The organism is Mycobacterium sp. NGS54 (genome assembly GCF_059812465.1).
Map to the genome: position 1 here is coordinate 201,085 of NZ_JCALCS010000006.1, position 20,792 is coordinate 221,876.

A 20,792-nucleotide genomic window follows, 5' to 3' on the forward strand; every position below is an offset into this window, starting at 1 on the left:
CATGCTGTCAGTGATGATGTGGTCAGTCGGGCAACTGGGCCTTTGCCGCGGCCAGCCGGGAGGAGAGCGTCCCGTCGATCACCTCGTCGGCCACGGCGATCAACAGGCCGCCGAGCAATTCGGGGTCGATCTGCAGCTGCACCGACACCGGGTGGTCGTAGATGCGGCTGAGGACCTCGGTGACACGGGTGCGTTGGGCGTCGGTGAGCTCGGCCGCGGCGCCGACCCGCGCGACGATTTCGCCCCGGCGCGCCACCGCAACCTGCGCCAGGAACTTCGTGGCCTCCTCGGCCGGTTCGCCCCGCAGCAGCTCGACGGTCTGGCTCAGCAGTGCCAGCGCGACGGGGTTGACCCTGCCGGTGGCGCTGTCAAGCACCTTGCGCAGCAACGCAACCCGCCCTTCGGTGGGAGACGCGTAGTCGCCCAACAGGATGGCCAGTCGCGGCTGCGCGTCGAGGATGCGCGCGAAGCGGAACAGCTGCTCTTCGACCTCGGCGACGCGATCCTCGCGCTCGGCGACCTCCAGCAGCGCCTGCCGCGAGATGTGCTCGATGGCGTCGACCAAATCGGAGTTGGCCGACCAGCGCTCGGAAACCGCGGCCCGCAGCACCTCGAGCGCGGCGTCGCCGACCTTGTCGGACACCAGCCGCTCGATCAGCCGGACCCTGGGCGCCGCGTCTTCGGCCGGCACGGTCAGATACCGGGTGACGACGATTTCGCGGTCCAGCATCTTGGCCACCGACACCAGCTCGCTGGAGAGGGTGGAAAGCGCTTTGTTGTCAAGGTTTTTGGCGATGGTGCCGAACCGGTCCGACAGGCTGCCCAGCGCCTCGCGACTGGCCGAGCGCATCTTGGCCAGCAGTGGGTAGGCGACCTCGGCGGGGGCAGGTGCCATGGCTTCCAGATCGTCCAGGAACCGATCGACAGTGGCCGACTGCTGGTCGGCGTCGGCGACAAAGCTGCGCACCAATTCGCCCGCCTGGCGCACGGATTCGTGTCCGAGCTCCAGGCGAAGCTGGCGGGTCAGCTGCGCCCGCAGCAGCTCGGCCTGGCGGGCGCCCTGCGCCGCGATGCGTTCGGCCTCGACACCGGCCTGCGCCTGCAACTGCTCCGTGATGCGTTCCGCGTCCGTGCGGGCCTCTTCGACCACCCGCTCGGCCTCTTCCTTGGCCGCCTCGACCGCCTTGCTGTGGGCCGTGGTCGACTCGGTCAGCCGCTCGGCCGCCGCGGCCGAATCGGCCAGCTGCTGGCGCACCAGATCCTGCCGGGCCGCCATCATCCTGCGCACCGGCGGGACGGCGTACCGCCACACCAGCGCCACGATGAGCGCGAACCCGAGCAACTGTCCGATAAAAGTCGACATCGCTTTACCTTGTCGCGGCCGAGGTGGTGACGTCGACGCCGAGGATCCGGCTGGCCAGGGTCGCCGACATAGTTCCGACGTTGGCACGCAGATCCAATTCCACGGCGTCCCTTTCCCGTTTCAGTTGCTCGGCGGCCATTTGCACCGTCGCCATCACCTCTTGCTCGGCACTGGCCCGCGCGTCCTCGATGACCTTGCGGCCTTCGGCGCGGGCGTTGTCGCGGAAGGCCGACGCCTGCACACGGGCTTCCTTCATGGCTTCTTCGTAATCGGCCTGGGCGGCTTCGAACTGCTCTGCCGACTTCTTGTTGTCGGCAGCGGTCTTGGCGACCATGGCGTCGCGTTCGCGCAGCACCTTGAGGATCGGCGGCACCACGAAAGTGCCGATGACGCCGAGCACGATGAGGAAGATGGCGAGCACGAAGAAGAACGTGCCGTTGGGGACAAGGAAGTTGCTGCCCCCCTTGCCTCCCTCGGCGACCACCTGGCCGGCGGCGAGCACCATGGGGTTCGGGTCACCCATCACAGCGAACTACGTGACGGGCGTGGCGAATACGAACAACGCCATGAACGCCAGGTTGATGAAGTAGGCCGCCTCAACCAGACCGACGGTGATGAAGAACGGCGTGAACAACCGGCCCTGCGCCTCGGGTTGCCGGGCGATGCCGGAAACCAGCGCGTTACCGGCGATACCGTCACCGATACCGGCTCCGATTGCGCCGCCGCCCATGATGATTCCACCGCCGATGAGGGCACCGGCAGCGATAGTGGGGTCCATTCTTTCCTCCTTTATCCAGCTTTTATCTGTTGGCTTATCCGGCTGGGCTAGTCATGGTGTTCCTCCAGCTCCATGGCCTGGCTGAAGTACAAGATCGTCAGGATCGAGAAGATGAAGGCCTGGATCGCCCCGACGAACAGGTCGAACGATTTCCAGATCGCGTTGGGCAGCCACATGATGTAGGGCGGGAAGAGCGCGATCAGCGCCACCAGGATGCCCCCGGCGAAGATGTTGCCAAAAAGACGGAGCGACAGCGAGATCGGCTTCGCCAATTCTTCGACCAGGTTGATCGGCGCCAGGAACGCCACGTGCCCCTTGAGCACCTTGAGCGGGTGCCCGACGATGCCGCGGCGCCAGATGCCGGCCACGTGGTAACAGACGAACACGAAAAGTGCCAGCGCCAGAACGTAATTGATGTCCGCCGCGGCCGACTTGAGCAGCTCGGTGGTGTGGCCGGATTTATCGGTGTATTGCAGCGGCAGCACCGACAGCCAGTTGGAGATCAGGATGAAGATGAAGATGGTGACGGCCAGCGGCAGCACGAACGGCGCGATCCGCATCCCGATGGCGCTCTCGATCTGGTCGCGCATCTGTATGGTGAGCGCCTCCCAAAACAGTTGAACCCCACTGGGAACGCCGCTCGAGGTGATCTTGGCGCGCAGGAAGAAGGCCAGGGCGATCACGATCACGCCGGCGATCGCGGTCGACAGCACGGTGTCGGTGTTGACGGTCAAACCCAGCCACGTGGCGGTGGTGTGCTCGCCGACCTCGATTTGGGAACCGGCCAGGATCATTTCAGTCATCGCTGGTGCTCCTTCCGTCCGGCCCCTCCGGGCCGAGGGATGCGACCGGCTCGCCCGTGCGCAGCTTCTTGTAGACCGGCACCGCCGTCGACACGACCAGGAGCACTTGGAAGAGCGCCAGCCCGAACATCGCGCCCAAGCCGTTGGGCCGGAAAACGTAGGCAATGATCAGCGCGACAACGGTGATGATCGCCAGCCGGGTCGCCGAATTGAGCGCCATCGAGCTTTTCAGCGGGTGCTCTTTGGCGGTGATCGACGCGACCGAACGCCGCACCAGCAATGCGTTGAGCAAACCCAGTAGCAACCCGACACCGAAGAACACGCCGAGCATGAGACGACCCGACAATCCGGCGGCGAGCATCGCCAGCGCGGTGACCGCGACGCTGATCGCCAATAGCCGAATCGGACGGAAAGCAACAGAGGGGAACACCAACGGCGCGTCCTGCGCTGGTGTCGTCACTGCAGCACCTCAATCCCAGGTTGTAGAGCGGGAAACCCTCGACCGACCGATCGGTGGCCCGCCGAGCGTATCGCACGTCACGCTGGAATCACCCAAGGGGTAGCTCCCTATGTCGGTCGTGACTCGGCGCCGTCGGACAAGCGTCCGAAGGGCCGGCTGGCCGGCAACCCTCAAGGTTTCTTTTTGGGGTTCTACCTGCACCGTACCATACGACGGGCCCCACTACTACTGGGTGTCGTAGTCCTCGTCGACGTAGTCGTCGCGCCGGCGCAGGAGCGGGATCGCCGTCGCCACGCCGGCGACCACGATCGCCCCCAGCATCACCGCGCCGGTGTCGCGCGGGTTGAAAAAGATTGTGCTCGCGGCTCCGAAAGCGACAATGCCCACCCATAAATAGATGAGCAGCACCACCCGGCGATGCGAATGACCGATCTGCAGCAACCGGTGATGCAAGTGCATTTTGTCCGGGCTGAATGCGCTGCGGCCCGCGCGGGTGCGGCGCACGATCGCCAGTAAAAGGTCGAGCATCGGCACGAAAATCACGGCCGCCACCAGCAGGAACGGCGACAGCAGAGCAAACACGTCGCGGGCGCCGTAGGCGTTTTGCGAAACCGGGCCGGCCGCCGTCGTCGCGGCCGCGGAGATCATCAGGCCGATCAGCATCGAGCCGGAGTCGCCCATGAAGATCCTGGCGCGATGGAAGTTGTGCGGCAGAAAGCCCAGGCAGGCCCCCGCCAGCACCACCGAGATGACCGCGGGCGGATAGAACAAAACGTCGCCGCCGTGGTCGCGCAACAGGCCGACCGAGAACAGGCAGATCGCCATCGCCATGATGAGCCCCAGCCCGGCGGCCAGCCCGTCGAGCCCGTCGACGAAGTTCATCGCGTTGACGACCGACACCGTCAGCGCCAGGGTGAGCAGGATCGACGACGCCTGGTCCAGCACGATCGTGCCGACACCGCCGATCGGGATGTACAGCACGCTCCAGGCCACACCCATGGTGACCAGCACGCTGGCCGCGGTGATCTGGCCGGCGAACTTGGTCAGGGCGTCCAAGCCCCAGCGGTCGTCGATCAGGCCGATGCCGACGATCACCGCGGCGGCCACCAGGACGGCGGGCATGCCGGTGGAGTAGACGAAGCCGCGGGTGAGCGCCGGAAGCTGCCACGCCAGAAAGACGGCCGAGATCACGCCGAGGAACATGGCCAGCCCGCCCATGCGCGGAGTGGGGGTCACGTGCACGTCGCGTTCCCGCGGGTAGGCAACGGCTCCCAGCCGGGTGGCCAGCACGCGCACCGGTCCGGTCGCAAAGTACGTGACGATCGCGGCGGTCAGCCCAACCACGGCCAGCTCGCGCAGGGGGACGCCGGCGCCGCGATCGGACAGGGCGAGCAGACCACCGGCAAGGCTGGACACCACCGAAACCGTACTGCACCGGGCTGAGGCCAGATTGGCCGCGCTCGGCTACGCGATCAGGCTTGCGGGGTCGGTGCCGAGCACGTCGGCGATCCGCTCGGCGCTCACCGGGCCCGCGCGCAGGATGCGCGGGGCCTCACCGGTCAGGTCCACGATCGTGGAGGCGGCCTGCTGCTGCGAGCGGCCCGCGTCGAGATAGACGTCCACCAGATCGCCGAGCTGGTCGCGGGCCTCGTCGGCCTGCACCGCGGGTGAGCGGCCGGAGACATTGGCGCTGGACACCGCCATGGGCCCGACCTCGCGCAGCAGCTCGATGGCCACCGGGTGCAGCGGCATCCGCAGCATCACGGTGCCACGGGCATCGCCGAGGTCCCAATGCAGCGACGGCGCCTGCGTGACCACCAGGCTCAGCGCGCCCGGCCAGAAGGCGCGGATCAGATCCCGCGCCCCGTCGGGCATCGCGTAGACCAGGCCCTCGATGGTGTGCCAGGAGCCGACGAGGACGCCCACCGGCATGTCCCGGCCCCGGCCCTTCGCCGCAAGCAGCGCGGCCACCGCGGTGCTGTCGAAAGCGTCGGCGCCGATGCCGTACACGGTGTCCGTCGGCAGCACGACGAGCCGGCCGTTCTTGACCGCCCCGACGGCCGAAGCGATTCCGACCGAACGCTGGTCGGGATCGGAACAGTCGAACACCGTCGTCACTGCTCCCCCCTCCTCGCGGTGACGAACCTCGGCCGCCCGGCCAGATCCCGGCGGGACTCGATGCCGTCGAAAAGCCCAGCGGTTTCGAGCAATTCGACGGTTCGCGACGACGTGGTGTCGTCGTGCTCGACGGCGAAGTGGCCGCCCGGGCGCAGCCAGCGTCCCGCGAGTCGGACGACCGCGGCGATGACCGCCATCCCGTCCGGACCGCCGAACACCGCGTGCGGCGGATCATGTTGGGCCACTTCGGCTTCCACCGCGTGATCGTCGGGAACGTAGGGCGGGTTGGCCACCACCAGGTCGACGCTTCCGTCGAGCTCGGCGAGCAGTCCGGCGGCGGTGACGTCGGCGCGCACGAGTTCCACGGCGGTGCCCGCGGCGTTACGCCGCGCGTAGCCGAGGGCCGATTCGGAGTCGTCGATGCCGATCACCCGCGCGGCGGGCCGGTGCCGGGACAGCGCCACTGCCAATGCGCCGGATCCCGCGCACAGGTCGACGATCACGGGCCGGGCCGGGAGTGGTTGGGCGGTAGCCCATTCCAGCATGGCCTCGGTCTCCGGGCGCGGGATGAACACGCCTGGGCCGACGCGCAGCGTCACCGGCCCGAACGCCGCCGTCCCGGTGAGATGTTGCAACGGCACCCGCTGCGCGCGCGCTTGCACGATGTCGCGATAACGCCCGAAGAATTCGTCTCCCGGCGACTCGAGCAGCGTCAGCCGTCCGCGTTCGGTGCCGGCGAGGTGGGCGGCCAGCTCCTCGGCGTCGTAACGCGCGGAACCGATCCCGGCGGCGGCGAGTTGCGCCGCCGCCGAGTCGATCGCCTGCCGCAGCGTCATGCCTGTTGCAGCCTCGCTTGCTTGTCGGCGGCGGCGAGCGCGTCGAACAACGCGTCGAGGTCGCCGTCGAGCACCTGATCGAGATTGTGGGCCTTGAAACCGATCCGGTGGTCGGTGATCCGGTTCTCCGGGAAGTTGTAGGTGCGGATCCGTTCGCTGCGGTCCACCGTGCGGACCTGGCTGGCGCGGTCGGCCGAAGCGTCGGCCAGCGCCTTTTCCTCCGCGAGCGCCTGCAGGCGGGCGGCCAGCACTTGCAGGGCGCGGGCCTTGTTCTGCAGCTGCGACCGCTCGTTTTGACAGGTGACGACGATCCCGGTGGGCAGGTGCGTGATCCGGACGGCGGAGTCGGTGGTGTTGACGCCCTGCCCGCCCTTGCCGGACGAGCGGTACACGTCGATGCGCAGATCGGACTCGTCGATCTGCACCTCGCCGACTTCCTCGGGCTCGGGATAGACCAGCACGCCCGCCGCCGAAGTGTGAACGCGGCCTTGGGATTCCGTCACCGGAACGCGTTGCACCCGGTGCACCCCGCCCTCGAACTTCATCCGCGACCACACCCCGTCGGCCGCGTCGCCCTTGCTGGCGATCGCCAGCGTCGCGTCCTTGTAGCCACCCAGATCCGAAGTGGTTTCGTCGAGCACGGTGACCGTCCAGCCGTGCCGCTCGGCGTAGCGAATGTACATACGGGCCAGGTCGGCGGCGAACAGCGCCGATTCCTCGCCGCCCTCACCGGATTTGACCTCGAGGACGATGTCGTCGGCGTCGTGGGGGTCGCGCGGCGCCAGCATGTCGGTGAGTTGGGTGTCCAGCTCGGCCACCCGCGCCTCGAGTTCGGTCACCTCGTCGGCGAACGACTCGTCGTCGGCGGCCAGCTCCCGCGCGGTGTCGAGGTCGCCGCGCGCGGCCTCCAGCTTGCGGTGCGTGGCGACGATCGGGGCCAATCGGGCGAATCGGCGTCCCGCTTTGCGGGCCTCGTCGGGCTTGCTGTGCAGTTCGGGGTCGGCCAGCCGCTTCTCGAGGTCGGCGTGCTCGGCGAGCAACACGTCGATGGTCTGTACCGGCTTCGTCATGTCACACCTCCTGCCCCGGACACAAACCGACGCCCGGCCTGTGCGGCTCGCACAGTTCGGGCGTCGGTAAGCCAGCTATTTGTCGGTCGCCTCGGCCGCGTCGGCTGCGGCCTTGCGCTTGCCGTAGCGCTTCTCGAAGCGGGCCACCCGGCCGCCGCTGTCGAGGATCTTCTGCTTGCCGGTGTAGAAGGGGTGGCACTGCGAGCAGACTTCGACGTGAATCTGCCCGCCGGGCTTCGTGCTGCGCGTGGTGAAGGTGTTCCCGCACCCGCAGTGCACGGTGGTCTCCCCGTACGCGGGATGAATGTCAGCTTTCATGATGTCCTCTTCGATCGTTTGCCGCCCGGACCGGGCGCGAACTCCGGGAACCTGATCTGGTCCTGGGTTAGTCGACCCTCGATTATGCCAGGTCAACCTACATCAGCCCAAACAGCGAGCTGGTCGCCCGCATTCCCGGCTGCTCAGGGCCGAGACGCGTCGCGATAGACGCGGCTTTTTGCGTCGCGGGTCCACACCTTGCCGCTCCCGGGCGTCGGCCCCAGGGCGCTGAGCTCGCGTTTGAGGATCTTGTTGGTCGCCGTGATCGGCAACCGGTCGGTGAGCCAGACGTGGCGGGGCCACGCCTTGGGCGACAGGTCGGGCTGATCGGCCAGGAACCGGCCGAATTCCTCGGGTGTCAGCTCCGCGCCGTCGGCCGGCACGATCGCCGCCATCACCTGGTCGCCGGAGTGTTCGTCGGGCACCGCGTACACCGCGACGTGGCTGACCGGTGCCAACCGCTGCAAAATGCGCTCGATGGGCGCCGTGGTCATGTTTTCGCCGTCGACACGCAACCAGTCACCGCTGCGCCCGGCAAAGTAGATCCATCCGTCGGCGTCTTTGTAGGCGAGGTCGCCGGACCAGAACATGCCGTGCCGCATCCGCGCGTCGGTGGCCTCGGAGTCGTTGTAATAGCCGGCGAACAGCCCCGCGCCGGTGGTGTTGACCAGCTCCCCGATCGCCTCGTCGGCGTTGGTCAGGGCGCCGTCCCGGAAGGTGGCGGGCGGGCATTCGGCCAGGGTGTCGGGGTTGCAGATGGCGACCCCGGGGAAGCCCCGGCCCAGCGAGCCGGGCGGGCAGCCGTCTTCGCGGGTGATGACGATCGCGCCCTCGGTGGAGCCGAAACCGTCCCACACCGTGCAGTCGAACCGCCTGCTGAACTCGGCGATGTCGCGATCGCTCGCCTCGTTGCCGACCGCGACCCGCAGCGGGTTGTCGTGGTCGTCGGGTCGCTCCGGGGTGGCCAGCACGAAGGCCAGCGGTTTGCCGACGTAGTTCATGAAGGTCGCCCCGTACCGGCGCAGGTCGGCCAGCAGCCCGGACGCGGAAAACGTCGCGGGGGCCATGGCCGCGCCGGTGCCCACCGCCACGCTCCACCCGGCATAGAGCGCGTTGGCGTGAAACAGCGGCATCGACAGGTAGCAGACGTCGGAGGCGTCGAGGTCGAACCGCCCGATCAGCGTCGCCCCGGCGAACAGCACGACGAGATGGGTGACCCGCACGGCCTTCGGGTCGCCGCTGGTGCCGGAGGTGAACAACATCATGAAGGTGTCGGTCGGCGCGACCTCGCGATGCGGGGTCAGCGTTCCGGCGCCGGCCAGCAGCGCCCGCCACGGCTCGCCGGACACGTCGAAGACCCGCACGCCGGGCAGGTCCAGGCCGTCCAGCAGCCCCTGGTGCGCCGGATCGGTGAGCAGGATCTGGCAGTCGGCGCGCGCGATGTCGCGGGCCAGCGCGGCGCCGGCGCGCGATGTCGCGGGCCAGCGCGGCGCCCCGGCGGGTGTCGTTGATGCCGCACAGCACGTAGCCGCCGAGCGCCGCCGACGCCATGGCCGTCAGCATCTCGGGGGTATTGCCCAGCAGGGCGCCCACGTGCAGCGGGCGGTCCGGATCGGCGACGCCGATGACGGCGGCCGCCGTGGTGGCGGCATCGGCCAGGTGCTCACGCCAGGTCCAGACGCGGTCGCCATACTTCAGCGCCGGCGTGTCCTGGTCCGAGCGCTGCCGAAGCAGTTGCTGCAGCGTCTCCGCCACGGCGCGGGTGAGTTAGTCGTTATCCATCGACCCGGGGGTCGTCTTCGACACCTGCACCAGGAACTCGTAGTTGTTCTTCGTCTTGCGCAGCTGCGACATCAGCAGGTCGATGGCCTGGTGGGGGTCCAGACCCGATAGCACGCGGCGCAGCTTGTGCACGATGGCGAACTCGTCGGGCGAGAGCAGCAGCTCGTCCTTGCGGGTGCCGGACGGGTTCACGTCGACCGCGGGGAAGACCCGGCGCTCGGAGATCTTGCGGTCCAGCTTGAGCTCGGCGTTACCGGTGCCCTTGAACTCCTCGAAGATGACCGTGTCACCGGTGGACCCGGTCTCGACCATCGCGGTGGCGATGATGGTCAGCGACCCGCCCTCCTCGATGTTGCGGGCCGCGCCGAGGAAGCGCTTCGGCGGATACAGCGCGGTGGAGTCGACACCACCGGAGAGGATCCGGCCCGACGCGGGCGACGCGTTGTTGTAGGCGCGGCCCAGGCGGGTGATCGAGTCGAGCAGCACCACGACGTCCTTGCCCTGCTCGACGAGCCGCTTGGCGCGTTCGATGGCCAGCTCGGCGACCGAGGTGTGGTCCGACGGTGGCCGGTCGAACGTCGAGGCGATGACCTCGCCCTTGACCGAGCGCGTCATGTCGGTGACCTCCTCGGGCCGCTCGTCGACGAGGACGACCATGAGGTGGCATTCCGGGTTGTTCTTGGTGATCGCGTTGGCGATGTCCTGCAGGATCGTCGTCTTACCCGCCTTGGGCGGCGACACGATCAGCGCGCGCTGGCCCTTGCCGATCGGCATGATCAGGTCGATGACGCGCGTGGTCAGCCGGTCCGGCGTGGTCTCCAGGCGCAGCCGCTGGTTGGGGTACAACGGCGTCAGCTTGGAGAAATCGGGCCGCTTCTTGGCCTCTTCGACCGAGCCGCCGTTGACGCTGTCCAGGCGCACCAACGGGTTGAACTTCTGCCGCTGGTTGGGCTGCTCGCCGTCCCGGGGCACCCGGACCGCGCCGGTCACCGCGTCGCCGCGGCGCAGGCCGTTCTTGCGCACCATGTTCATGGAGACGTAGACGTCGTGTGGGCCTGCCAGGTAGCCGGAGGTGCGCACGAACGCGTAATTGTCGAGCACGTCAAGGATTCCGGCGACGGGCTGGACGACGTCGTCCTCACGGAGTTCGGTGTCGGCCCCTTCGCCCGAACGTTCGCCGCGGCGACGGCGGTCGCGGTCGCGGAACCGGCGTCCCCGCCGGCCCTGGCGGCCTTCGCCGTCGTCGTCCTGCTGGTTCGAACCGCCGCGATTCTGCTGGCCGCCCTGGTCGCCGCCGCGCTCGTCGGTCTTGGTGCCCTGTTGGCGGTCTTGGCGCTTGTCGGCTTCGCGAGCGGCCCCGCCCTTTTGGGCGTCCGCGTCCTCGCGGTCCCGCTCTTCAGACGGTGATCCCGCGTCGCGGGAGGCACCGCGTCGTTCGCGGCGCGGCGCCTCGCCGGTGGAACCGTTCTGTTCCCCTTGCGCGGCCGGTGCTTCCGCCGGTGCGTCGGCGGTGGCCGTGTCGGATTGGTCGGACTTGCCGCTGTCCGCCGGGGCGGTGTCCGGGGCGGCCGGAGCCGCAGTCCCGTTGGCCTGTCCCCTGACTTCCTTTATCGCGGCAATGAGTTCGTTCTTGCGCATCCCGGACGTCCCCTTGACGCCGGCCTGGCTGGCCAGCGCACGCAGCTCGGGCAGCACCATGGTGGACAGGGAGCCGGCCGAGGCGTTGGTTTTCACGTCGGGTGTGTCTGTGGTCACGGCGTCCGAAGCGTGATTGCTATCGGTGTTTTCGCCAGCCGTGAATAGGTCCGTATCTGTCACGGAGTTCCTTTCTTCCCCCGCTGATCAGGTCATACGGGGGTTCGTTGCATTCAGCCAATTTGCCGAGTGCGCCCAATCATCGACTCTGCAACGGTGATCGCCCGGATCGGCGGAGAAGACGGCGAACCTCGTTCACGAGAAGAATTGGTGTTGTCCTAGCGGCAAGGCAGTTGCAGATGCAGATGCTGCGATTGCTGGACGGCTCCGAGGATAACCTGCATCCCTGCCGGAAGCAAGCAAACCCTCCGGCCACGCTGTGGATTAACCGGCGACGGTGACGCCCGGGCCCCAGCGAACTCCTTCGCCAGCGGACATCTTGGTGACGGCAAATCCGTGCGCGGCGCCGTACTCCAGCGCCTCCGTGGGTAACTCCGACTCTGTGCTCAGTGCAATCAGCGAGGGACCGGCCCCGGAAAGCGTCGCTGCGATGCTATGACGCCGCAACAGCCGCAAATATTCCGCGGATGCCCGCATCGCGGGGGCGCGTTGGGGTTGGTGCAGCAGGTCTTCGGTGGCCGGCATCAGCATGTCGGGGCGTTCGGTGAGCGCGACGACCAGCAGCGCGGCCCGGCTGACGTTGAAGCTGGCCTCGTCGTGGCCGACCAGGCTGGGTAGCAGCACCCGGGTCTCGGCGGTCAGCGAGCGTTCCTCGGGAATCGCGCAGAACAGGTGGATATCCGGGTGCAGCCGAAGCGACACCGCGGAGTACCGGGGCCGCTCGCCGGTGCGGTCGGTCCAGGAGACCACCGCGCCGCCCAGCACCGCGGCCGCGGCGTTGTCCGGGTGCCCCTCGAATTCCGAGCACAGCTGGATCAGCTGTTCGACGCTCAGTGGGGTCGAATCGGTCTGCGCCACAAGCCCGTTCACCGCCGCCAGGCCCCCGGTGACGGCCGCCGCCGAGGAGCCCAGGCCGCGGGAGTGCGGGATGGCGTTGCGGCAGCGCACCACCAGGCCGGGCGCGCCGACGCCGACGGCGTCCAGCCCGCGCCGCACCGCGCGCACGACCAGATGGTCGGCGTCGAGCGGCACCTGGTCGGCGCCCTCGCCCTCGACCACCACCTGCAGGCCGGAATCGGTTGTCTCCACAACGATCTCGTCGCGCAGGTCCAGTGCCAGGCCGAGGCTGTCAAACCCGGGGCCGAGATTGGCGCTGGACGCCGACACCACGGCGCTGGCCACCAGCCCGGCGGGCAGCATCTGAACCGCCATTTCTTACGCGAGGCCCAGTTGTTCGACGACGAGGACGGGATCGACCGGCAGCGGGGACACGGTCGGCATGTCCTTCAGCGCGGTGTCGGGATCCTTGAGGCCATTGCCGGTCACGGTGCAGACGACCGTGGAGCCGCGAGCCACCCAGCCGTCGTCGACGGCCTTGAGTAGCCCCGCGATGCTGGCCGCGGACGCCGGCTCGACGAAGACGCCCTCGGAGGCGGCCACCAGGTGGTACGCCGCCAGGATCTCCTCGTCCGTGACGGCCAGGAAGCGGCCGTTGGACTGTTGTTGCGCCGCGACGGCGGCCGTCCACGACGCGGGGGCGCCGATGCGGATCGCCGTGGCGATGGTCTCCGGGTTGCGGACCGGTTCGCCGTGCACCAGGGGCGCGGCGCCGGCGGCCTGGGCGCCGAGCATGCGGGGCAGCCTGTCGATCACGCCCTCGTGGTGATACTCGGTGTAGCCCTTCCAGTACGCGGTGATGTTGCCGGCGTTGCCGACCGGAAGCGCGTGCACGTCGGGGGCGGCGCCCAGCGCGTCGACGATCTCGAACGCCGCCGTCTTCTGGCCCTCGATGCGCACCGGGTTCACCGAGTTCACCAGCGAGATCGTCGGGAAGTCGGCGGCCATCTTGCGGGCGAGTTCCAGGCAGTCGTCGAAGTTGCCGTCGATCTGGATGATCTTGGCGCCGTGCATGACTGCCTGCGCCAGCTTGCCCATCGCGATCTTGCCCTGCGGTATCAGCACAGCGCAGGTGATGCCGGCGCGCGCGGCGTACGCCGCCGCCGAGGCCGAGGTGTTGCCGGTCGATGCGCACAGCACCGCCCGCTGGCCGCGGGCCAGGGCGTCGGTGACCGCCATCGTCATGCCCCGGTCCTTGAAGGAGCCGGTGGGATTGAGGCCCTCGACCTTGAGATGGACGGTGCAGCCGGTCTTTTCCGAGAGCCGGGTCGCGGCGATCAGCGGGGTGCCACCCTCCAGGAGGGTGACCGGGGTCCAGTCGTCGCCGACCGGCAACCGATCGCGGTAGGCCGCGATCACTCCCGGCCAGGGTTGGTGGATGGCCGTCCGGGGGATGCTCACAGGCCGTTTCCTTCCAGTCGCAGCACGCTCGTCACGCCCTGCACGACGTCCAAATCGGCCAGGGCGCTGACGGTTTCGGACAGCGCCGCGTCGGTGGCGGTGTGGGTGACAACCACGACGCGGGCCCCGACCCGCCGGCCGCCCTCGTCGACCATGCCCTCCTGGCGCACCTCGGCGATGCTCACCTCACGCTTGGCGAATTCCGTTGCCACCGATGCCAATACACCGGGCTCGTCGGCGACGTTCATGCTGACGTAGTAGCGGGTGGGGATGAGACCCATCGGGGCGATGGGAAGCTGGGCGTACCGGGACTCCTTGGGGCCACGGCTGCCCAGCACCCGGTTGCGGGCGGCCATCACCAGGTCGCCGGTGACGGCCGACGCGGTGGGCGCGCCGCCGGCACCCTGCCCGTAGAACATCAGCCGCCCCGAGGCCGCGGCCTCGACCACCACCGCGTTGAACGCCCCGCTGACCGTGGCCAGTGGATGCGACAACGGCACCAGCGCGGGGTAGACGCGGGCCGAAACCCGTTGCTGGCCATCGTCTCCCGTGACGCGCTCGCAAATGGACAGCAGTTTGATGGTGCAGCCCAGCGCCCGCGCGGACGCGAAGTCGGCCGGGGTGATCTTGGTGATGCCCTCGCGATAGACGTCGTCGGCATGCACCCGGGTGTGGAAGGCGATGGACGCCAGGATCGCGGCCTTGGCCGCGGCGTCGTAGCCCTCGACGTCGGCGGTGGGATCGGCCTCGGCGTAGCCCAGCGCGCTGGCGTCGGCCAGGGCGCTGGCGTAGTCGGCGCCGGTGCTGTCCATCTCGGACAGGATGTAGTTCGTGGTGCCGTTGACGATGCCGGCCACCCGCAGCACCGTGTCGCCGGCCAGCGATTGGGTGAGCGGGCGGATGACGGGGATCGCGCCCGCGACCGCCGCCTCGAAATACAGGTCGACGTGCGCATTTTCGGCCGCCTGGGCCAGCTCCCCGGTGGAGATGGACAGCAGCGCCTTGTTGGCCGTGACCACGGACTTGCCGTGTTCGAGCGCGGCCAGGATCGCCTTGCGGGCGGGCTCGACGGGTCCCATCAACTCGACGACGATGTCGACGTCCGCGCGGGATACCAGCTCTTCGATGTTGTCCGTCAGCAGCCCGATGGGGACGCCGCGGTCGGCGGCGACGCGACGCACCCCGACGCCACGCAGCACCAGCGGGGCACCGATACGCGCCGCCAGGTCGGCGGCGCTGTCCTCGATGATGCGGACGACTTCGCTGCCGACGTTGCCCAACCCGAGTACTGCTACGCCGACGGGCTTTTCGTTACCGGGCACGGGTCACCTCACTTCCAGACTCAAGAGATCGTCGACCGTCTCCCGGCGCAGCACCAGGCGGGCGCGCCCACCGCGCACGGCCACCACCGCGGGACGGCCGATCATGTTGTAGCGGCTCGACAGCGAATAGCAGTAGGCGCCGGTGGCGGCGACCCCGAGCAGGTCGCCCGGCTGCAGATCCCCTGGGACCCAGGTGTCGCGGACGACGATATCGCCTGTCTCGCAGTGCTTTCCGACGATTCGGGCCAGCTCCGCCGGCGCGTCGCTGACCCGCGAGACCAGCCGGGCGTCGTACTGCGCGTCGTAGAGCGCGGTCCGGATGTTGTCGCTCATGCCACCGTCGACGCTGACGTAGCGCCGGTGCGCCGTCGTGCTCACGTCGACGTCCTTGACGGTGCCGACCTCGTACAGGGTGATGGTGCCCGGTCCGACGATGGCGCGCCCCGGCTCGACGACCAGCCTGGGGGTGGGCAGCCCGACGGCCGCCGACTCGCTGCGCACGATGGCGCCCAGCTTGGCCGCCAGCTCGCCCACCGGAGGGGGATCGTCGGCCGACAGGTACGAGATGCCAAAGCCGCCACCGAGATCGACCGTCGACAGCTGGGCCGTCTTGTCCACGCCGAACTCGTCGACGATCTCGTGCACCAGCCCGATGACGCGGTGCGCGGCCAGCTCGAAGCCGGCGACGTCGAAGATCTGGGAGCCGATGTGGCTGTGCAACCCGACCAGCCGCAGGTGATCGGTGGCGAACACCCGGCGTACCGCCGCCATCGCCGCGCCGCTGGCCACCGACAGCCCGAACTTCTGGTCCTCGTGCGCGGTGGAGATGAACTCGTGGGTGTGCGCCTCGACCCCGACGGTGAGGCGCACGAGCACGTCCTGGACGATGCCCGCCTCCCCCGCGATCGCGTCGAGGCGTTCGATCTCGATCAGCGAGTCCAGCACGATGTGCGCCACTCCCGCCTTGACGGCGGCGGTCAGTTCCGCGACGGATTTGTTGTTGCCGTGGAAGATGATTCGCTCCGGCGGGAAGTCGGCGTGCAGCGCGACGGCCAGTTCGCCGCCAGTGGACACGTCGAGCGACAGGCCCTCCTCGTCGATCCAGCGGGCGATTTCGGTGCACAGGAACGCTTTGGCGGCGTAGTGCACGTTGTGGCCGCCGCCGAAGGCCGCCGCCATGTCGCGGCAGCGGGAGCGGAAGTCGTCCTCGTCAACGACGAACAAGGGGGTCCCGTACTCCTGGGCGAGGTCGGTGACCGCGACTCCCCCGATGACGGCCGCGCCGTTCTCGTCGCGAGTTGTGCTGCGCGGCCACACGTTCGGCGCCAGCAGCAGCAGCTCCTCGGGGGATTGCGGCCGGGGCGGGCTTTCGGCGTGGCGCGTCTCGTCGGCGTGCCGGGGACCGGCGGGATGGACGTTCACATGCGCTCCGGTGCGGTGACGCCGAGGATCGTCAGGCCGTTGGCGATGACCTGGCGGGCGGCCTGGCACAGCGCGAGGCGCGCGGTGTGCAGGTCGGTCGGCTGCTCGTCGCCCTGCGGCAGGACGCGGCAGGAGTCGTAGAACCGGTGGTAGTCGCCGGCGAGGTCCTCCAGGTAGCGGCAGATCCGGTGCGGTTCCCGCAGCGCTGCGGCGGTTTTCACCACTCGCGGGAATTCGCCGATACTGCGCAGCAGCGCGCCTTCCTTGTCGTGGCTGAGCAGCTCGAGGTGGCCGCCGCCGGGGATCAGGCCGAGCTCGGCGGCGTTGCGGGCCAGCGCCGACAGCCGCGCGTGCGCGTATTGCACGTAATAGACCGGGTTTTCGTTGGACGCCGAGGACCACAGCGCCAGGTCGATGTCGATCGGGGTGTCCACCGACGAGCGGATCAGGCTGTAGCGCGCGGCGTCGACGCCGATCGCCTCGACCAGGTCGTCGAGCGTGAGCACCGTGCCGGCCCGCTTGCTCATCCGGACCGGCTGGCCGTCGCGGACCAGGTTGACCAGCTGCCCGATGAGCACCTCGACGCTGGCCGGGTCTTCGCCGAATGCGGCGGCCACGGCCTTCAGCCGGGCGATGTAGCCGTGGTGGTCGGCGCCGAGCATGTAGATGCACAGGTCGAAGCCGCGTTGCCGCTTGTCCAGGTAGTAGGCGATGTCGCCGGCGATGTAGGCCGGCTTGCCGTCGCTCTTGATCACGACGCGGTCCTTGTCGTCACCAAAAGCGCTGGTGCGCAACCAGGTTGCGCCGTCCTTCTCGTAGACGTTGCCGGTCCCGCGGAGCCGGGCGATGGCCTGCTCGACGCGTCCGCTGGTGTGCATCGAGTCTTCGTGGGTGTAGACGTCGAAGTCGGTGCCGAAGTCGTGCAGCGACTCCTTGATGTGGGTGAACATCAGGTCGACGCCGATTTCGCGGAAGGTCTCGTGCATTTCGGCTTCGGGCAGGCTCAGCGCGTCGGGCGCCTTCTGCAGAACCTGCGCGGCGATGTCATTGATGTAGGCGCCCGCGTAGCCGTCTGGTGGCGTCGGCTCGCCCTTGGCCGCCGCGATCAACGAGTTCGCGAACCGGTCGATCTGCGCGCCGTGGTCGTTGAAGTAGTACTCCCGCACCACGTCGGCGCCCTGGGTGGACAGCAACCGGCCCAGCGCGTCGCCGACCGCAGCCCAGCGGGTGCCGCCGATGTGGATCGGCCCGGTGGGGTTGGCCGAGACGAACTCCAGGTTGATCTTCTGCCCGGCCAGGTCGTCGGAGTACCCGAACTCGTCGCCGGCGTCGATGACGTTGGTGACGACCACCGCCTGCGCCGACGCCTCGAGGCGCATGTTGATGAAGCCCGGCCCGGCGACCTCCGCCGCCGCGATGCCGTCGGCGCCGGCCAGCTTTTCGGCGAGCCATCCGGCCAGCTCACGCGGGTTGGCGCCGACCTTCTTGCCCAGCTGCAGCGCCAGGTTGCTGGCGTAGTCACCGTGATCGGGATTACGCGGCCGTTCGACCGTAACCGTCGCCGGCAACGCGGCAGCGTCGAGCCCGCGCTCGGCAAGCACCGCGGCGGCGGTGACTTTGAGCAGCTCAGCCAGGTCGGCGGGGGTCACGAGCGTCCATCCTATTGGCTAGGGTCCCCCGGCCCCGAATCTATTGCAGGGGGCAGCGCGGCCGCACCGGGGCCCGGGCCGCTACCGACTGGCGCGGGCGGCCTCGATCGGCACGATGTCCACCAGCCGGTCGCCGCGGACGACGTGATAGGCGTCATACCGATCGACGGTGGGGTCGCAGTGCGGGGTGGCGAACTCCACACGTTCCCCGAGGCTGACGGGCGCGCCAGCGGGCCGGGTCAGTGCGCCGTGTTCGTCGCCGAAGAACGCGTAGGTCGAGCCGCCGAACCGTGCACCGGCCGGCCGCGGCATGGGACCGTCCGTCGCGAAAGCCTTGAGGCCGGCGTCGACGGTGACGATGGCGTCGGCGTTGGCGCTCACGACTTGGCTCGCAACCCACAGGCTGGTTCGGAAGGCTCCGTCGTCGTCGTCGCCCAGTGCGTCGGAATATTCGGCGTCCATGAAGACGTAAGAGCCGGGCTGCAACTCGTTGAGGACGCCCAAGTCCAGATCGGCCGCGACGGTTCCGGTGCCGCCGCCGGTGACGATGCCGACCGGGTGACCGGCGGTGCGCAGCGCGTCGACCACCACGGTGAGCGTATCCATGCCTATTTTGACTGCGTCGCAACGGTGTTGGAAGCCGGGGATGTGCTGCCAATGCCCGCCGTAGCCCTGAACGCCGGCCAGCGTCAGCCCGTCGCACCGATGGACGTGCTCGGCCAGCGCCACCGCCTGTTCGGGCCCGGAGACACCGGTGCGGCCCAGGCCTACGTCGACGTCGATGAGGACGTTGAGGTGAATGCCGCGGCGGCACGCTTCGGCGCTGAGCGCGGTCGCCGGGTCGGGATGATCCACCACACAGGCAAAACCCGGGTCGAGCGACGCCACGTCGCACAGCCGCTTCGGCATCAGCGGATCGGCGACCGGCGACGTCAGGAGGATGCCGCGCACGCCGGCCGCCGAAAGTGCTTCGGCCTCCCCGATTTTGGCGCAGCAGATCCCCACCGCGCCGGCGGCGATCTGCTTTCCCGCGATCCAGGCGCATTTGTGCGTCTTGGCGTGCGGGCGCAGGGCGACCTTGCCGCGGGTGCGATCGGCCATTCGGCCGATGTTGGCGTCCAGCGCCGCCTCGTCCAGGATCAGCGCCGGGGTGGGCAGGCGGAATCGTGAGTTCGGCTCGCCAATCATGGCTTGCGCCAACGATTCCGCCGGACGCATCGTCATCCGGGGGCGACGGACGTCAGGTGCTCGAATCCCGCAATCGGGACGATGTCCGGGAGTCGGCGGATCGCGCCGTTCTGAGCCCACTGGCCTTCGGGCACTTCATGGATGACGCACGACGTGACGACCATCCGGTCGCCGTTGGCTTGAGCCGCCGCCGCGGCGACCTCCTGAATTTCGCCGGCGAATCGCGCCTTGCGGGCCCCGTCGAGCACCCCGGTGCTGACCTGCCAATCGATGAATACGCCGGCGACCGCGGCGTCCGCCGGCAGGCCGGCGGAGTAAAAGCACCCGGGCGTGAGCTCGTGCAGCAGGACCAGGGCCCGCATCCGGTGCTGGGGCCGGTCGGGCACCGACTCGGCGCGGCACGCCGCCTCGGTCAGACCCGTCACCAGGCGCTCCTTGCCCGTCTCGTCGAAGGCGCCCGGCGTCAGTGTTACGCGCATCAGCGGCATGACATGTCCTTTCAGGGAGTTCTTGCCCTCGTAATCTCCTCCGGCCGCGCCGCAGAATCCAGTGGCGAGGCAGACAGCTTTCTTGCATAATTCGCCACATGATCGGTTTCGATGTGCTGGTGCTCGACGGGGCCAGCGCCAGCGCGGTGGGTGTCACGATCGACGTGGTCTCGGCGGCCAACCGGATCCTCGGCAAGTCCGCGTTCGACCTGCGGTTCGTCTCCCCGGAGAGCCAGGTCGCCCTGCGCGGTGACCTGGCCGTCGCCGCGCAACCGCTGACGCACGCCGGCGCGCGAGACGTCGTCGTGGTGCCCGGGCTGGGCGCCGCACAGCCGGAGGAGATCGCGGAGAGGCTCGACGGCGCCGACGTCGCCGTCGCCGCCGAGTGGCTGGCCGCCGCGGACGCCCGCGGCGCGGAAATCGCGGCCTCCTGCACGGCGGTATTCGTCCTGGCCGCGGCCGGACTTCTCGATCAACGGCGCTGCGTCACAACGTGGTGGCTCGGGGCCGACCTCGCCCGGGTCGCGCCGGCCGCCCGTGTCGTCATCGACGAAATGGTCGTGCGCGACGGGTCGATCTGGACGGCCGGCAGCGCCTTCGCGCACATCGACCTGATGCTCGCGTTGATGCGCGACCTCGGCGGCGCCGCGCTCACCGACGAGCTCGCGAACCGGCTCGTGGCCGATCAGCGGACGTCGCAGGCGAGCTTCCTCATCCCCTCGCACCTGGCGGCGCGCGACGAAACCGTCGCGACGCTGGAGCGATTCGTCCGGTCCCGGCTGGACGAGCCGCACACGCTCGACTCGCTGGCCCGGTTTTGCGGCCTGAGCACCCGGACCCTGGCGCGCCGGACGCGAAATGCCGTGGGGCTCAGCCCGCTCCAGCTGGTGCAGCGGGTTCGCCTCGAGCGCTCGCTGCATCTGTTGCGCACCACCCGCATGCCGCTCGAGGAGATCGCCGCGTCCGTCGGGCTGGCGGATCCCGCGACGCTGCACCGACTGGTGAAGAAACACACCGGGCGATCGCCGGGCGCGCTGCGTCCGAGTGCGCAGGCGAAGGCCAGTTGAGCCCTGGCGGGGTCA

The 20,792-nt window shown here is 69.1% G+C and carries 19 protein-coding genes and 1 pseudogene; 1 reads left to right on the forward strand and 19 read right to left on the reverse strand.

The genetic code is table 11. From position 1 onward, the window contains the following. Positions 1 to 22: 22 nt before the first annotated feature. From AC5Y5E_RS20130 to AC5Y5E_RS20220, 19 genes and pseudogenes are all read right to left on the reverse strand, one after another. Entirely contained in the window at positions 23 to 1,363 is a 1,341-nt protein-coding gene (locus AC5Y5E_RS20130; RefSeq protein WP_499904452.1) for a F0F1 ATP synthase subunit B/delta, read from the reverse strand. A 4-nt stretch (positions 1,364 to 1,367) separates the two neighbouring features. Beyond that, positions 1,368 to 1,886, reverse strand: coding sequence for a F0F1 ATP synthase subunit B (locus AC5Y5E_RS20135; RefSeq protein WP_499904454.1), 519 nt, complete (start codon positions 1,884 to 1,886; stop codon positions 1,368 to 1,370). A gap of 9 nt (positions 1,887 to 1,895) precedes the next feature. After that, complete coding sequence (locus AC5Y5E_RS20140) at positions 1,896 to 2,141, reverse strand: F0F1 ATP synthase subunit C (protein WP_066928722.1); 246 nt, start codon at positions 2,139 to 2,141, stop codon at positions 1,896 to 1,898. Between the two features lie 47 nt (positions 2,142 to 2,188). Next, the gene (gene atpB, locus AC5Y5E_RS20145; protein ID WP_499904456.1) at positions 2,189 to 2,944 is read right to left on the reverse strand and encodes a F0F1 ATP synthase subunit A; all 756 of its coding nucleotides are present in this window, start codon (positions 2,942 to 2,944) and stop codon (positions 2,189 to 2,191) included. After that, entirely contained in the window at positions 2,937 to 3,404 is a 468-nt protein-coding gene (locus tag AC5Y5E_RS20150) for an ATP synthase subunit I (protein WP_499904458.1), read from the reverse strand. The genes atpB and AC5Y5E_RS20150 overlap by 8 nt, the downstream gene beginning before the upstream one ends. 225 nt (positions 3,405 to 3,629) lie before the next feature. Next, on the reverse strand, positions 3,630 to 4,853 hold the full coding sequence (locus tag AC5Y5E_RS20155; RefSeq protein WP_499905013.1) for a glycosyltransferase family 4 protein: 1,224 nt from the start codon (positions 4,851 to 4,853) through the stop codon (positions 3,630 to 3,632). A 15-nt stretch (positions 4,854 to 4,868) separates the two neighbouring features. Further along, positions 4,869 to 5,522, reverse strand: coding sequence for an L-threonylcarbamoyladenylate synthase (locus AC5Y5E_RS20160; RefSeq protein ID WP_499904460.1), 654 nt, complete (start codon positions 5,520 to 5,522; stop codon positions 4,869 to 4,871). Continuing rightward, entirely contained in the window at positions 5,519 to 6,358 is an 840-nt protein-coding gene (gene prmC / locus AC5Y5E_RS20165) for a peptide chain release factor N(5)-glutamine methyltransferase (RefSeq protein ID WP_499904462.1), read from the reverse strand. Before prmC ends, AC5Y5E_RS20160 begins: the two co-directional genes overlap by 4 nt. Further along, positions 6,355 to 7,428, reverse strand: a complete 1,074-nt coding sequence (gene prfA / locus AC5Y5E_RS20170) for a peptide chain release factor 1 (protein WP_499904464.1) — start codon at positions 7,426 to 7,428, stop codon at positions 6,355 to 6,357. Before prfA ends, prmC begins: the two co-directional genes overlap by 4 nt. Before the next feature lie 75 nt (positions 7,429 to 7,503). Further along, positions 7,504 to 7,746, reverse strand: a complete 243-nt coding sequence (gene rpmE / locus AC5Y5E_RS20175) for a 50S ribosomal protein L31 (protein WP_499904466.1) — start codon at positions 7,744 to 7,746, stop codon at positions 7,504 to 7,506. A gap of 143 nt (positions 7,747 to 7,889) precedes the next feature. Further along, a pseudogene (gene fadD1, locus AC5Y5E_RS20180) lies at positions 7,890 to 9,501 on the reverse strand (fatty-acid--CoA ligase FadD1). A gap of 12 nt (positions 9,502 to 9,513) precedes the next feature. Further along, a complete protein-coding gene (rho, locus tag AC5Y5E_RS20185; RefSeq protein ID WP_499904468.1) occupies positions 9,514 to 11,346 on the reverse strand; it encodes a transcription termination factor Rho in 1,833 nt (610 codons plus the stop codon). A gap of 261 nt (positions 11,347 to 11,607) precedes the next feature. Continuing rightward, positions 11,608 to 12,555: a homoserine kinase gene (gene thrB, locus AC5Y5E_RS20190; protein ID WP_499904470.1), complete on the reverse strand. Its 948-nt coding sequence runs from the start codon at positions 12,553 to 12,555 to the stop codon at positions 11,608 to 11,610. A gap of 3 nt (positions 12,556 to 12,558) precedes the next feature. Continuing rightward, the gene (gene thrC, locus AC5Y5E_RS20195; protein WP_499904472.1) at positions 12,559 to 13,641 is read right to left on the reverse strand and encodes a threonine synthase; all 1,083 of its coding nucleotides are present in this window, start codon (positions 13,639 to 13,641) and stop codon (positions 12,559 to 12,561) included. Continuing rightward, on the reverse strand, positions 13,638 to 14,963 hold the full coding sequence (locus tag AC5Y5E_RS20200; RefSeq protein WP_499904474.1) for a homoserine dehydrogenase: 1,326 nt from the start codon (positions 14,961 to 14,963) through the stop codon (positions 13,638 to 13,640). Before AC5Y5E_RS20200 ends, thrC begins: the two co-directional genes overlap by 4 nt. 3 nt (positions 14,964 to 14,966) lie before the next feature. Beyond that, positions 14,967 to 16,385 carry a diaminopimelate decarboxylase gene (gene lysA, locus AC5Y5E_RS20205; protein WP_499904476.1) on the reverse strand — a complete coding sequence of 473 codons (1,419 nt, stop codon included), beginning with the start codon at positions 16,383 to 16,385 and terminating at the stop codon, positions 14,967 to 14,969. After that, entirely contained in the window at positions 16,382 to 18,034 is a 1,653-nt protein-coding gene (gene argS / locus AC5Y5E_RS20210; protein WP_499904478.1) for an arginine--tRNA ligase, read from the reverse strand. The genes lysA and argS overlap by 4 nt, the downstream gene beginning before the upstream one ends. A gap of 81 nt (positions 18,035 to 18,115) precedes the next feature. Continuing rightward, on the reverse strand, positions 18,116 to 19,222 hold the full coding sequence (locus AC5Y5E_RS20215) for a DSD1 family PLP-dependent enzyme (protein ID WP_499904480.1): 1,107 nt from the start codon (positions 19,220 to 19,222) through the stop codon (positions 18,116 to 18,118). 32 nt (positions 19,223 to 19,254) lie between these two features. Further along, the gene (locus AC5Y5E_RS20220) at positions 19,255 to 19,701 is read right to left on the reverse strand and encodes a hypothetical protein (protein ID WP_499904482.1); all 447 of its coding nucleotides are present in this window, start codon (positions 19,699 to 19,701) and stop codon (positions 19,255 to 19,257) included. 107 nt (positions 19,702 to 19,808) lie between these two features. On the opposite strand from AC5Y5E_RS20220, the gene AC5Y5E_RS20225 reads away from it, so the two are divergent. Next, a complete protein-coding gene (locus AC5Y5E_RS20225; RefSeq protein ID WP_499904484.1) occupies positions 19,809 to 20,777 on the forward strand; it encodes a GlxA family transcriptional regulator in 969 nt (322 codons plus the stop codon). Positions 20,778 to 20,792 lie beyond the last annotated feature (15 nt).

What these genes read in the sequence shown, in the direction of transcription:
- AC5Y5E_RS20130 (WP_499904452.1), bottom strand. Translation starts at nt 1,363, where the DNA reads ATGTCGACTTTTATCGGACAGTTGCTCGGGTTCGCGCTCATCGTGGCG.
- AC5Y5E_RS20135 (WP_499904454.1), bottom strand. Translation starts at nt 1,886, where the DNA reads ATGGGTGACCCGAACCCCATGGTGCTCGCCGCCGGCCAGGTGGTCGCC.
- AC5Y5E_RS20140 (WP_066928722.1), bottom strand. Translation starts at nt 2,141, where the DNA reads ATGGACCCCACTATCGCTGCCGGTGCCCTCATCGGCGGTGGAATCATC.
- atpB (WP_499904456.1), bottom strand. Translation starts at nt 2,944, where the DNA reads ATGACTGAAATGATCCTGGCCGGTTCCCAAATCGAGGTCGGCGAGCAC.
- prmC (WP_499904462.1), bottom strand. Translation starts at nt 6,358, where the DNA reads ATGACGCTGCGGCAGGCGATCGACTCGGCGGCGGCGCAACTCGCCGCC.
- prfA (WP_499904464.1), bottom strand. Translation starts at nt 7,428, where the DNA reads ATGACGAAGCCGGTACAGACCATCGACGTGTTGCTCGCCGAGCACGCC.
- rpmE (WP_499904466.1), bottom strand. Translation starts at nt 7,746, where the DNA reads ATGAAAGCTGACATTCATCCCGCGTACGGGGAGACCACCGTGCACTGC.
- thrB (WP_499904470.1), bottom strand. Translation starts at nt 12,555, where the DNA reads ATGGCGGTTCAGATGCTGCCCGCCGGGCTGGTGGCCAGCGCCGTGGTG.
- AC5Y5E_RS20215 (WP_499904480.1), bottom strand. Translation starts at nt 19,222, where the DNA reads ATGATTGGCGAGCCGAACTCACGATTCCGCCTGCCCACCCCGGCGCTG.
- AC5Y5E_RS20220 (WP_499904482.1), bottom strand. Translation starts at nt 19,701, where the DNA reads ATGCGCGTAACACTGACGCCGGGCGCCTTCGACGAGACGGGCAAGGAG.
- AC5Y5E_RS20225 (WP_499904484.1), top strand. Translation starts at nt 19,809, where the DNA reads ATGATCGGTTTCGATGTGCTGGTGCTCGACGGGGCCAGCGCCAGCGCG.